9 protein-coding genes and 1 pseudogene are annotated in these 13393 nt (G+C 65.3%); 7 read left to right on the top strand and 3 right to left on the bottom strand.

Features of this window, described 5'->3' with window-relative positions; all coding sequences use genetic code 11:
- Positions 1-53 precede the first annotated feature (53 nt).
- The 5 genes from MSG_RS03315 to MSG_RS03295 all read left to right on the top strand — a co-directional run bounded on the left by MSG_RS03315 (position 54) and on the right by MSG_RS03295 (position 4237).
- Positions 54-2084, top strand: coding sequence for a prolyl oligopeptidase family serine peptidase (locus MSG_RS03315; RefSeq protein ID WP_096437078.1), 2031 nt, complete (start codon positions 54-56; stop codon positions 2082-2084).
- A gap of 27 nt (positions 2085-2111) precedes the next feature.
- A complete protein-coding gene (locus MSG_RS03310; RefSeq protein WP_096444004.1) occupies positions 2112-2423 on the top strand; it encodes a hypothetical protein in 312 nt (103 codons plus the stop codon).
- The gene (locus MSG_RS03305) at positions 2420-3334 is read left to right on the top strand and encodes a crotonase/enoyl-CoA hydratase family protein (RefSeq protein WP_096437076.1); all 915 of its coding nucleotides are present in this window, start codon (positions 2420-2422) and stop codon (positions 3332-3334) included. The genes MSG_RS03310 and MSG_RS03305 overlap by 4 nt, the downstream gene beginning before the upstream one ends.
- Before the next feature lie 65 nt (positions 3335-3399).
- Complete coding sequence (locus MSG_RS03300; protein ID WP_096437074.1) at positions 3400-3852, top strand: DUF5078 domain-containing protein; 453 nt, start codon at positions 3400-3402, stop codon at positions 3850-3852.
- A gap of 118 nt (positions 3853-3970) precedes the next feature.
- Positions 3971-4237: a hypothetical protein gene (locus MSG_RS03295; protein WP_096437072.1), complete on the top strand. Its 267-nt coding sequence runs from the start codon at positions 3971-3973 to the stop codon at positions 4235-4237.
- 6 nt (positions 4238-4243) lie between these two features.
- On the opposite strand, the gene MSG_RS03290 is transcribed toward MSG_RS03295, so the two are convergent.
- From MSG_RS03290 to MSG_RS03280, 3 genes and pseudogenes are all read right to left on the bottom strand, one after another.
- A complete protein-coding gene (locus MSG_RS03290; protein WP_096437070.1) occupies positions 4244-7219 on the bottom strand; it encodes an MMPL/RND family transporter in 2976 nt (991 codons plus the stop codon).
- The gene (locus tag MSG_RS03285) at positions 7216-7659 is read right to left on the bottom strand and encodes an MmpS family transport accessory protein (RefSeq protein ID WP_096437068.1); all 444 of its coding nucleotides are present in this window, start codon (positions 7657-7659) and stop codon (positions 7216-7218) included. The genes MSG_RS03290 and MSG_RS03285 overlap by 4 nt, the downstream gene beginning before the upstream one ends.
- Positions 7660-7730: 71 nt before the next feature.
- Positions 7731-8418 (bottom strand): annotated as a pseudogene (locus MSG_RS03280) (TetR family transcriptional regulator).
- Between the two features lie 269 nt (positions 8419-8687).
- Here MSG_RS03280 and MSG_RS03275 point away from each other — a divergent pair.
- Both MSG_RS03275 and MSG_RS03270 read left to right on the top strand, forming a co-directional pair.
- The gene (locus tag MSG_RS03275) at positions 8688-11579 is read left to right on the top strand and encodes an MMPL/RND family transporter (RefSeq protein ID WP_105886853.1); all 2892 of its coding nucleotides are present in this window, start codon (positions 8688-8690) and stop codon (positions 11577-11579) included.
- Positions 11580-11623: 44 nt separating this feature from the next.
- A complete protein-coding gene (locus MSG_RS03270; RefSeq protein ID WP_096437064.1) occupies positions 11624-13354 on the top strand; it encodes a cytochrome c biogenesis protein DipZ in 1731 nt (576 codons plus the stop codon).
- Positions 13355-13393 lie beyond the last annotated feature (39 nt).

The raw sequence follows: 13393 nt of genomic DNA, 5'->3' as shown, positions 1-13393 counted from the left end.
GGTGCTACACCTGTAACCCACCTCACACTACCGCTCGGGCCACAATGGCTTCCATGACAGCGCAGCCTGCCGACGACCGGAACTCGCCCGACGACCCCTACCGGTGGCTCGAGGACGTGACGGGTCCGGCGGCGCTGGACTGGGTCCGCGCCCGCAACGAACCGACCCAGGCGGAGTTCTGCGATGCACGGTTCGAGCAACTGCGCATCGAGGCGCTCGAGGTGCTTGACACCGATGCCCGGATCCCCTACGTGCGGCGCCGCGGCGAATACTTGTACAACTTCTGGCGCGACGCGGCCAACCCGCGCGGGCTGTGGCGACGCACCACCCTGGACAGTTACCGCAGCGACTCCCCCGAGTGGGATGTGCTGATCGATGTCGACGAATTGGGCCGGGCCGACGACGAGAAGTGGGTGTGGGCCGGCGCGAGCGTGATCGAACCGGAGTTCACCCGCGCGTTGGTCAACCTCTCCCGCGGCGGCTCGGATGCGGTGATTGTGCGTGAATTCGACATGATTACACGGGAATTCATTGCCGACGGGTTCTCGCTGCCGGAGGCCAAGTCGCAGATCGGCTGGGCCGACCCGGATACCGTGCTGGTGGGCACCGACTTCGGTCCCGGCACGCTCACCGAGTCCGGCTATCCGCGGATCGTCAAGCGGTGGCGGCGGGGCACGCCGTTGGCCGACGCCCAGGTCGTCTTCGAGGGCACGCCCACCGATGTCAGCGCGTCGGTGAATGCCGATCGCACGCCCGGTTTCGAGCGCACCTTCGCCGGGCGCACCATCGACTTCTGGAACGAAGAGATCTACGAGGTACGGGGCGCGGACCTGGTCCGCATCCAGACACCCACCGACGCCAGCGTGTCGATCCACCGCGAGTGGCTGCTGATCGAGCCGCGCAGCGACTGGACCGTCGGCGAGACCACCTACCCGGCCGGCTCGCTGCTGGCCGCCGACTACGACGAATTCCTCTCCGGCAAGGTCAAATTGCAGGTGGTCTTCGAGCCCGACGAGCACACCTGCCTGCATCAGAGCGCATGGACGCGCGACCGGCTGTTGCTGGTGACGCTGGCCGACGTGGCCAGCCGGGTGGAGATCGTCACACCCGGATCCTGGCAGCGCGAAGTGGTGCCCGGCGTCCCGCCGGCAACCCACACCGTGATCGTGGCTGCCGACGACACCGGCGACGAATTCTTCTTGGATTCAAGCGGTTTCGACACGCCGTCGCGCCTGCTGCGCGGCACCGGCGACGGGCCGCTGGAGCGAATCAAGTCCGCTCCCGCCTTCTTCGACGCCGAAAACCTGGACGTGGTACAGCATTTCGTGGCATCGAAGGACGGCACGAAAGTCCCCTACTTCGTGGTCCGCTCACGCGACGCCGCCGGCCCCGGGCCCACCCTGCTGGGCGGGTACGGCGGATTCGAGTCGTCCAAGACGCCCGGGTACAGCGGCGTGCTGGGCCGGCTGTGGCTGGCCCGGGGCGGCGCCTACGTGATGGCCAACATCCGCGGCGGCGGCGAGTACGGGCCCGGCTGGCACACCCAGGCCATGCGGGAGAACCGGCACAAGGTCGACGAGGACTTCGCTGCGGTAGCAACCGATTTGGTGCAGCGCGGCATCGCGCGCGTCGAGCAGCTCGGCGCCCAGGGCGGCAGCAACGGCGGGCTGCTCATGGGCATCATGCTGACCAAGTATCCGGACAAATTCGGCGCGCTCGTCTGTGACGTCCCGCTGCTGGACATGAGGCGCTATCACCTGCTGCTGGCCGGCGCGTCGTGGGTGGCCGAATACGGCGACCCGGACAACCCGGATGACTGGGAGTTCATCTCCAAATACTCTCCCTACCAGAATATTTCGGCCACCGCCCAGTACCCGTCGGTGCTGTTCACCACCTCCACCCGAGACGACCGCGTACACCCGGGCCACGCGCGCAAGATGGTGGCGGCGTTGGAACAAGCGGGCCACCGGGTCTGGTACTACGAGAACATCGAGGGCGGGCACGCCGGCGCGGCCGACAACGAGCAGGCCGCCTTCAAGGCGGCACTCAGCTATTCGTTCCTGTGGCAGACGCTGTCGGCCTGAGGAGTGGGCCGGCCATAGGATGTGCACGTGCCGCTAGAAAGTATCGAGACCGCGCTGGTCGTGGTCGGCCTGGTGTTCATCATCGCGGGGCACGCGCAGGCACGCTACCGCTTTGTCAAGGATCGCCCACGGGGCCGACACTTCTACTGGCTCACGTCGGTCATCGGCATCGTGTGCTTCGCCGTGGGCACGGGCCGGCTCTGGCCCAACGCCATCGCCTCGGCGGCGATCTTCACGGCCATCGTCGTGGGAGCCGCGTACATGATCACGCCGTACCTGAAGATCGGCGGGCAGATCTACGCCTCCAACCCGGAGAACCGGGAGCCCGACCCGGAATGAACCCGCCCGCCTTCGAGACCCTGCTGTACCGGACTGCCGGCCCGATCGCCACGATCACGTTGAACCGCCCCGAGCATCTCAACACCATCGTGCCGCCCATGCCCGACGAGATCGAAGCCGCGATCGGCCTGGCCGAGCGCGACCACGACGTCAAGGTGATCGTGCTGCGCGGCGCCGGGCGCGCCTTCTCCGGCGGCTACGACTTCAGTGGCGGCTTCCAGCACTGGGGCGAAACCATGATGACCGACGGGCACTGGGATCCCGGCAAGGATTTCGCGATGGTCAGCGCCCGCGAGACCGGACCGACGCAGAAGTTCATGGCGATCTGGCGGGCCTCCAAACCGGTGATTGCCCAGGTGCACGGCTGGTGCGTCGGCGGGGCCAGCGACTACGCGTTGTGCGCCGACATCGTCGTCGCCAGCGAAGACGCGGTGATCGGCACGCCATACAGCCGGATGTGGGGGGCGTATCTGACAGGGATGTGGCTCTACCGGCTGAGCCTGGCCAAGGTCAAATGGCACTCGCTGACCGGCCGGCCGCTGACCGGCAGCCAGGCCGCGGAGGTCGAATTGATCAACGAGGCGGTGCCCTTCGAGCGCCTCGAGGCCCGGGTCGCCGAAATCGCCGCCGAGCTCGCCCAGATTCCGTTGTCACAGCTGCGGGCGCAGAAGCTGATCGTCAACCAGGCCTACGAGAACATGGGCCTGGCCTCCACCCAGCTGCTCGGCGGCATTCTCGACGGGCTGATGCGCAACACCCCCGATGCGCTCGAGTTCATCCAGACCGCTCAGACCCAGGGCGTGCGGGCCACGGTGCGCCGCCGGGACGGCCCGTTCGGCGACTACAGCCAGGCCCCACCGGAGCTGCGGCCCGACCCGACGCACGTCATCGTTCCTGATGAAGATCATTAGTAAGGTCGGCTAAAAATTTGGCACCCGGTGGCCCAGCGCCCGGCAAAAGTGTTACCTTTGATGCTATGTCTCGGCTCAGTAACAGCCTGCGCGCAGGCGTCGCTTTCCTCGCCCTGGGTATCGCCGCAACGGTCTTCCCGACGACCGCGGCCGCCGACTCCACCGAGGACTTCCCGGTACCGCGCCGGATGATCAACACCACCTGCGACGCCGAGCAGCTGCTGGCGGCCACTCGCGACACCAGCCCGGTGTACTACCAGCGCTACATGATCGACTTCAACAACCACCCGAACGTCCAGCAGGCGACCATCGACAAGGCGCACTGGTTCTACTCGCTGTCGCCGGAGGACCGCCGGTCGTACTCCGAGAACTTCTACGCGCCGGTCTCCGACCCGCTGTGGGTGGCCTGGCCCAACCACATGAAGATCTTCTTCAACAACAAGGGCGTCGTCGCGAAGTCCACCGAGGTGTGCAGCCAATACCCGGCAGGCGACATGTCGGTGTGGAACTGGGCCTGACCTAGGCCTCAGCCGACCGCGGTGCGGTCTGTCCCCTGAACGGGGGACGCCCAAATCATCCCTATGACGGGCTGTTCGGCGGATGTTGCGAGCCGAGCCCCGGCGAGATATTTGGGGCATGCACACGATCACCGGCTACGGCACCGACGCGAAGCTCGACACCCTGGCGATCCTGGACCGCGCGAACTCCGACGTGGGCGCCGTGCACCTGCATGCCTTCGACGGGGCCGAGATCGTCGATGTCGTGGGCGTCGTCTCCGCCCGTGCCAGCGGCGTCGAGGTCACACTCAAGGTCGGTAGGGCCAGGCGTTACCCCGGCACCCACTGCCGGACGTGCGGCAGCGAAGTGACCCGCGAGGCCGTCCGCGAGCTGGTCCCGCTCTAAGCCCGGTCAGTAGTGCGGCGCGCCGACCGGGAACCGGTCGGTGTCGGCCGAATGCGCCGAACGGGGCGGGCGCGGCTCCGGCGGCAACATGTAGGCACGCACCGCCGACCGCGACCCGTAGGGCCGGAGCATCTCACTGGCCGGGCGGTTGCGCACCCGTTGCGGCCACCAGAACCAGCGCCCCATCAGAGCGGCGACGGACGGCATCATGAACGAACGCACGATCAAGGTGTCGAACAGCAGACCCAGGGCGATCGTGGTCCCCACCTGGCCCATCACTCGCAGCGGGCTGATCGCGAAAGTCCCCATGGTGGCGGCGAAGACCAGACCCGCGGACGTGACCACGGCGCCGGTTCCGGCCATCGACCGGATGATGCCGGTCTTGATTCCGGCGTGGATCTCCTCTTTGAACCGGGAAACCAGCAGCAGGTTGTAGTCCGAGCCCACCGCCAACAGCAGGATGACCGACATAGCCAGCACCATCCAATGCAGTTCAATGCCCAGGATGTCCTGCCACACCAGCACCGAGAGCCCAAACGAGGCGCCGAGCGAAAGCAGCACCGTGCCCACGATGGTGATTGCGGCGACCAGGCTTCGGGTGATGATCAGCATGATGATCAAGATGAGGCTGGCCGCCGAGATCCCGGCAATCATCAGGTCGTACTTGGATCCGTCGCGCATGTCCTTGTAGACCGCGGCCGTGCCGCCGAGCCAGATCTTGGAGCCCTCCAGCGGGGTGCCCTTGATGGCTTCCTTCGCCGCGCTCTTGATGGGGTCGACGTGCGAAATCCCTTCGGGCGTCGCCGGAGGAACGTCGTGAGAGATGATGAACCGAGCCGCGTGGCCGTCGGGCGACAGGAACATCTTCAGGCCCCGCTTGAAGTCCGGGTTGTCGAAGACCTCCGGCGGGATGTAGAACGAGTCGTCGTTCTTCGCGGCGTCGTAGGCCTGGCCCATGGCCGTCGAGTTCTGACTCATGACATCCATCTGGTCATACATCGAGTTCATCGAGCTGTGCATGGTCAGCATCATTTGCTTCATCGTCGTCATCGTCGCGATCATCGGCGGCATCTGCGCCAGCATCTGCGGCAGCAGCGCGTCCATCTGGGCGAGGTCGTCGGAAAGGAACTTGAATTTTTCGACGATCTGATCGAGGCCGTCCAGCGCGTCCAGGATGGATCGCAGTGACCAGCAGACCGGAACGTCAAAACAGTGCTTCTCCCAATAGAAGTAGCTGCGGATCGGCCGGAAGAAGTCATCGAAGTTGGCGATCTCGTCACGCATATTGCTTGTGACGTCTAGCATTTCGTGCGTCAGGCCGTCCATGTGGTGCGTGACGGCGGCCATCTTCGAGGTGATCTCGTACATGCGCTGCATCGTGTCGATCGACTGCTGCATGGCGTCGGCCTGCGTGAGCATGTCGGCCATCCGCTTCTTCATGTACTCCTGGTTTTCCACCTGGGTGGTGTTCTGCATGCTGATCTGGAACGGGATCGACGTGTGCTCGATCGGCGCTCCGAGCGGGCGGGTGATCGTCTGCACCCGTGCGACGCCGGGGATGTGGAAGACGAAGCGCGCAATCCTGTCCAGCACCAACATGTTCGCCGGATTGCGCATGTCGTGATCGGTCTCGATCATCAACAATTCGGGGTTCATCCGCGCATTGGAAAAGTGCCGCTCGGCGGCCTCGTATCCGACGACGGCCTTGGTGCTCGGCGGCAGATACTGGCGGTTGTCGTAGTTCGTCCGGTAACCGGGCAGGGCCAGCAGCCCGATGAGCGCAATGCCGATCGAGACCGCCAGGATCGGCCCGGGCCACCGGACGATGGCGGTGCCCACCCGGCGCCAGCCCCGCGTCCGCATCTTGCGTTTGGGGTCGAACAGGTGGAAGCGGCTGCGACTGCCCACCGCCAGCAGCGCCGGACCCAGCGTGAGTGCCGCCATGACGGCGACCAGCGTCCCCACCGCGCACGGGACGCCGAGGCTCTGGAAATACGGCAGCCGGGTGAAGCTCAAGCAGTACATCGCACCGGCGATGGTCAGGCCGGAGCCTAGGACGACGTGCGCGGTCCCGTGAAACATGGTGTAAAACGCCTGTTCTCGGTCCTCGCCGAGCGACCGCGCCTCCTGATACCGGCCCAGCACGAAGATCGCATAGTCGGTGCTTGCCGCGATAACCATCAACACCAACAGGTTCACCGCGAAGGTCGACAGCCCAATGATGTTGTTGTGAGCCAGAAATGCGACCACCTGCCGCGCCGCGAAGAGCTCGAGCACCACCATGATCAGCGTGCTGAACACGGTGACGATCGAGCGGTACACCCACAGCAGCATGAAGATGATCACGACGAAGGTGAGCAGCGTGACCAGGATGACGCCCTTGTCACCGGCCGCGGACTGATCGGCGGTCAGCGCGGCCGCGCCGGTCACATAGGCGTGGATGCCCGGTGGTGCCGGGTCGTCCTCCACCAACTTACGGACCGCCCGGACGGATTCGTTGGCTCTGGTCTCGCCCTGGTTGCCCTGCAGATACACCTGCACATAGGCGGCCTTGCCGTCGGTGCTCTGCGAGCCGGCGGCCGTCAGCGGATCTCCCCAGAAGTCCTGCACGTGCTCCACGTGCTTTGTGTCAGCTTCGAGCTTCTTGACCAGGCCGTCGTAGTAGTGGTGCGCGTCGTCGCCGAGCGGCTTGTCGCCCTCCAGGACGATCATGATCGCGCTGTCGCTGTCGAACTCGTTGAACACCTTGCCGACCCGCTGCGTCGCCTTCATCGATGCCGCCTCTTTCGGGCTCATCGGCACCGTGTGTTGCTTGCCGACCGTTTCCAGGTCGGGGACGAACATCGACAGGACGACCACCAGGCCCACCCAGCCCAGCACGATCAGCGGCGCGAACCTGTACACCGTCCGCGCGAAGAATGGCATGTGGGGAAGGCCGACGGCATCGTTCTTGTGCGGGTGGACGTCACCGTTGTTGCTCATGCGGACTTCACAATGCAGAAGGTTTCAGCGTTCACTCCGGTCACCGACCTCTCGTCTTTGACCACGTCGTTCACGATGATCTGGCAGCCGATCTGGTCTCCCTCGGTTTGGGCGACGACGTTCACGCTGACCGACGGCAGCGTCGTGGTGACCGAGAGCGTCCAGGGCAGCGGCACGTTGTCGACCCGCCGCGGCTGCGCGTTGATGTCCAGGTAGTTGATATTCGCGGTGGCTCCGGACCCGTACACCTTGTAGACCACGTGCTTGGGATTGAACGGCTTGATGTCGTCCAGGCTGCTGTTGCCGATTCCGCGATTGTCGTGATCGCCGAAGAAAGAGCGGAGCCGGACGACGCAGAAACCCGCGACCAAGACCACGACGACGATGACGAGCAGGACCCACCCTCGTCTGACGGTGTTGGCCACAGAAGTCTTTGCCACTCAAGGCCTTCCACTAATCGGGCGCGCGCCCGTCCGTTCGGCTGCTCCCGCCATCCCGATCTCGTTTCTGTTCACGATGATTCGGAAACCAGACCGATGCAGGTCGCGGTCAACAACCGGTTGAGCGCGGAGGCGAAGTCGATGTTCCACTCCGGCGGCAGCACCTCGGGCTCCTCGGCATAGGCATCGGTGAGCCGCTGCGGTGGATTGGCGATCTGCCAGAACGCGGCGGCCATCGAATACGCGGCGATCAGGATGTCGAATGCGCCCGACCGCCCCAGCGCGGGCAGTGCTTGTTGCGTCGCGTCGGCGACTGCGACGGCGGCGGCGCTGATGGTCCGCCTGAATTCGACCACCCGCTCGATGTGCACCTCGTGCTCGAGATGCAGGTGCAGGTTGGCCAGCAGATCGCAAAAAAGCGTGTCGGCCGCCAGCGCGTTGGCCAGCGTCTCGGCCACCTGCGCCGGCGACTTGGGTCCCGGCTCTCCCAACTCCGCGCATACCGTCTCCGAGAAGCGCACCCAGCCCTCGGCGGCGAGGTGCATGAGCACCTCTTTGTGCGAAGAGAAGTAGCGGCGCACCGCGGAGTAGTGAATCCCGGCGCGGCCCGCGACCGCGGTCAGCGTGACCGACGTGACGCCGCTCTCGATAGCCAGCGAGCGCGCGGCTTCGACGAGTGCGGCCGCACGTCGACGCTTGTTCTCCGCGGTGCGGGCGCGTTGAAACGTGAGTTGCGCCACGCGCCGAAGGATAACGCACGTCGCGTGATTTGTATAACGCACATCGCGTGATTTGTTTGGGATCACCGTTGCGGGGTCCACAGCGCTCCGGCGTTTAGTTAGGGTCCCCTTGGTTATACTTCGGATCGCATCGCCGGCACGGCGATCTGTAGATTGACTTGCAGCGATGGACGCAGCATTGTCCGGCAGGGGAACGCCAACCGGTGAAGGGGATTCGCGAAATTCTAGGCTTCGGGCGCGGACGCGGGCCGGCTGCCGATGCCCGGCGGCTGCCCCGGTGACGCTCGCGTGAGAACCCAATTCGCCAACGACGCCCCTCCCCACGCACATAACGAACGGCCGTTCCTCGCGAGGGTGATCCACCGGTTTTCTCTGCCCATCATCGTGGGCTGGGCGGGATTCGTCATCTTCCTCGGCGCCACGCTGCCGCCGCTGGAAGTGGTCGGCGCCCAGCGAGCCGTCTCGCTGAGCCCGAACGATGCGTCGTCGTTCAAGGCAATGCGGCACATCGGCAGGGTGTTCAACGAAGGAAGTTCGGACAGCACCGCGATGATCGTGTTGGAGGGCGACAAGCCCCTGAGCGACGACGCCCACGAGTTCTACGACAACATGATCCGCAAGCTACGCGCCGACACCAAACACGTTCAGCACGTTCAGGATTGGTGGGGCGATCCGCTCACGGCGGCCGGCGCGCTAAGCAATGACGGGAAAGCTGTCATCGTCCAGGTGAACCTCACCGGCAACCAGGGCGAGGCGCTGGCCAACGAATCCGTCGAGGCGGTGCGCAAGATCGTGGACAGCCAGCGCCCGCCGCCCGGGGTGAAGGTCTGGCTCACCGGGGCGTCGGCGCTCGCGGACGACACTCGCGCGGCCGGGGACAAATCGACGGCCACGATCACCATTGTGTCGGCCGCGGTGGTCTGCGTCATGTTGCTGCTCGTCTACCGCTCGATCTTCACGGTGATTCTGCTGCTGCTGACGGTCGGCATCGAAATGGCGGCCGCGCGCGGCGCCGTGGCCGCGCTCGGGGAAACCGGCGCGATCGGCCTCACCACGTTCGCGATCAGCCTGATCACGTCGCTGACCATCGCGGCGGGAACCGACTACGGGATATTCGTCGTCGGGCGGTATCAGGAAGCGCGGCAAGCCGGTCAGGACAAAGAAACCGCGTGGTACACCATGTATCGCGGCACCGCCCATGTCATCCTGGGCTCCGGGTTGACGATCGCCGGGGCCATGTTCTGCCTGCACTTCGCGCGCATGCCGTCCTTTCACACCCTGGGCATCCCGTGTGCGGCAGGACTGCTGATGGCGATCGCGGTGGCGCTCACGCTGGGGCCGGCGCTGGTGGCTTTCGGCAGCCGGTTCGGTCTCTTCGAGCCGAGGCGCAAGCTGCAGTTCCGTGGCTGGCGGCGGATCGGCACAGCGATCGCCCGCTGGCCGGCACCCATCCTGGTCGCCACCCTGGCCGTCGCGCTGGTCGGGCTACTCACCCTGCCCGGCTACCATCCCAGCTATAACGACCGCGCTTATCTGCCCGACTGGATCCCCGCCAATCAGGGTTTCGACGCCGCGGACCGCCACTTCTCGCCGGCCAGGATGAAGCCCGAAATCCTGATGATCGAGACCGACCATGACATGCGAGATCCGGCGGACTTCCTGGTACTCAACAAGGTCGCCAAGGCTCTCATCGATGTCCCGGGAATCTCGCGCGTGCAGGCGATCACCCGGCCGGACGGAACGCCGCTGGCGCACACCACATTGCCGTTTTTCATGAGCATGGTGCAGGCCTTCCAGGGGCAGGATCTGAAGTTTCAGAAAAAGCGGATGGAGGACCTGCTCACCCAGGCCGAGGACCTGGGGAAAATGGTAGTGATCATGGGGCGCATGCACTCTCTGCTTGTCGAGCTGAACGGGCTGACGCACCAGATGACCGGCGTCACGCACGAAATAGAAGACAAGACAGACGAATTGCGGGACCACATCGCGGATTTCGAGGATTTCTTCCGCCCGCTTCGCAGCTATTTCTATTGGGAGAAACACTGTTACGACATCCCGATCTGCTTTTCCATAAGATCGGTCTTCGACGCGCTCGACAGTATCGATGAGATCACCGAGAAGTTGCGTGACCTGGTTGCGAGCCTGGACAAGCTGGACACGCTCGTCCCGCAACTCGCGGCCCAGCTCCCCCCGCAGATCGCGATCATGCAAGGCATGCAGAACATGATGCTGACCATGCACAGCACCATGTCCGGGATCTTCAGCCAGATGGACAGCGAGACCGACAATTCCACGGCGATGGGACGTGCCTTCGACGACTCGAAAAACGACGACTCGTTCTATCTGCCGCCGGATGTGTTCAAGAACAAGGACTTCAAGCGGGCCGAGGACAGCTTCCTGTCGGCCGACGGGCACGCGGCCCGGTTCATCATCCTGCACCGGGACGACCCCGCCACCGAAGCGGGCATGAAAAGCGTGGACGCGCTGCAGACGGCCGCCGAAGAAGCGCTGAAGGTAACGCCTTTGGAGGACGCCAAGATCTACATGTACGGCACCGCGGCCGTCTTCAAGGACTTCTCCGCCGGCGCGAAGTGGGATCTTTTGATTGCCGGCGTCTCGTCGCTGTGCCTGGTTTTCGTCATCATGCTCGTCCTCACCCGGGCGCTCGCCGCCGCCGCCGTGATCGTCGGAACGGTCGCGCTGTCGCTGGGCGCGTCGTTCGGGCTATCCGTGCTGGTGTGGCAATACCTGTTCAGCACACCCCTGCACTGGCTGGTGCTGGCGATGTCGGTGATCGTGTTGCTGGCGGTGGGATCCGACTACAACCTGTTGCTGGTGTCCCGCTTCCGGGAGGAGATCCACGCCGGGCTGAACACCGGCATCATTCGCGCGATGGGCGGTACCGGAAAGGTGGTGACCAATGCCGGCCTGGTGTTCGCCTTCACGATGGCGTCCATGATCGTCGGCGACCTGGTGATCATCGCCCAGGTGGGCACCACGATCGGCCTCGGCCTGATGTTCGACACGTTGATCGTGCGCGCGTTTATGACGCCGTCCATCGCGGCGCTGCTAGGACGGTGGTTCTGGTGGCCGTTGCGGGTGCGCACCCGCCCTGCCAGTACCCTGCTTCGGTCGATGGGGCCGCGACCCTGGGTTCGCGCCCTGGTGCACAGCGAATGACCGCCCTACACCGTCCTTATCCGGGCTGACTCCGAATACCACCCATGCACACCATCGCGCTGATCGGCTTCCTCGGTGGCCTGATCACCGGCATCTCGCCGTGCATCCTGCCGGTGTTGCCCGTGATTTTCCTGTCCGGCGCGGGCGGCGGCCGGGGCTTGAGTTCCGCGGTGCGCCCGTATCTGGTGATCGCGGGCCTGGTGTGCAGCTTCAGCCTGGCCACCCTGCTCGGGTCCGCGTTGCTGTCGGCGTTCCAGCTGCCGCAGGACGCCATCCGCTGGGCCGCCCTGGTGGTGCTGACGCTCATCGGCCTCGGCTTGATCTTCCCGCCCCTGCAGCATCTGATCGAGCGCCCGTTTGCCGCCCTGCCGCAACGCCAAATCGGCCGCAGCACAGATGGTTTCGGTTTAGGCCTGACGTTGGGCGCGCTCTACGTGCCGTGCGCGGGACCGGTGCTTGCCGCGATCGTGGTAGCCGGAGGCACGGCATCCCTCGGACCCGCCGCGCTCGTGCTGACCGCGACGTTCGCTCTGGGTAATGCCTTGCCGCTGTTGGCTTTCGCCCTGGCCGGGCGCCACGTCGGGCAACGCGTCGCGACTTTCCGGCGCCGGCAGCGCCAGATTCAGATCGCCGGCGGACTCACGATGATCGTGCTGGCCGTCGCGCTGGTGTTCAACCTGCCCGCGATGCTGCAGCGCGTCGTGCCGGACTACACCTCGGCCATGCAGAACCGACTGGCTACCAACGACATTGAGCGCACGCTGAACTCGGAGCGGCCGCCACCGTCGCCCGCCACGGGCAGCGCACTGCAGCTGAGCCAGGGCGGCAGCAGCGACAGCTCACTGATCAACTGCACCCCCGGCGACCCGCAGCTGCAACAGTGCGGCCCGGCGCCCGCCCTCACCGGCATCACGGGATGGCTCAACACCCCGGACGGCAAGCCGCTTGACGCCGCCGCGGTGCGGGGCAAGGTAGTCCTGATCGACTTCTGGGCCTACTCCTGCATCAACTGTCAACGCGCGATCCCACACCTGGTCGATTGGTACAACCGATATCGCGACAACGGATTGGTGGTCATCGGGGTGCACACCCCCGAGTACGCGTTCGAACGCGTGCCCGGCAACGTGGCCAGCGGTACCGCCGGGTTGCACATCGACTATCCCGTCGCGCTCGACAACGACTACGCGACCTGGAACAACTTCCACAACCTGTACTGGCCGGCCGAGTATCTGATCGACGCGCACGGAAACGTCCGACACACCAAGTTCGGCGAGGGTGACTACGACGGAACCGAGAAGCTGATCCGCCAACTGCTCCTCGACGCCAACCCGGACACCCGACTGCCCGCCGCGGTGAACGGCGTCGACACCACCCCGCAGACCATGCTCACCCCCGAGACCTACCTGGCCCCCGAGAAAGCCGGAAACTATGGCGGCGGCGGCGAATACAAGGCTGGCGGCGGCGCGTTCAGCTTCCCCGCGCAGCTGGCCGACGACAAGTTCGCGTTGCGCGGCCGCTGGACGCTGGATGACCAAGGCGCCACCGCCGACAGCGACGATGCCGCGATTCGGCTGAACTACACGGCCAAGGACGTCTTCGTCGTCGTCGGTGGTTCCGGCACCGTCACCACGACCCGAGCCGGCAACACCACCACGACGCCCATCGGCGGGCCGCCCACCCTGCATCAGATCGTCGCCGATCCCGGCGCGCACCGCGATCAGCTGGACCTGCAGGTGAGCAAGGGACTACAAGTGTTTTCCTTCACCTTCGGCTAGCGGTTCGATGAGAGAAATCGGAATAGGCCCGCGCCCGCA

The organism is Mycobacterium shigaense (assembly GCF_002356315.1).
Lineage (GTDB): Bacteria > Actinomycetota > Actinomycetes > Mycobacteriales > Mycobacteriaceae > Mycobacterium > Mycobacterium shigaense.
Note: the sequence above shows the minus strand (reverse complement) of the source record. Positions and strands in the feature narration are given on the sequence as shown.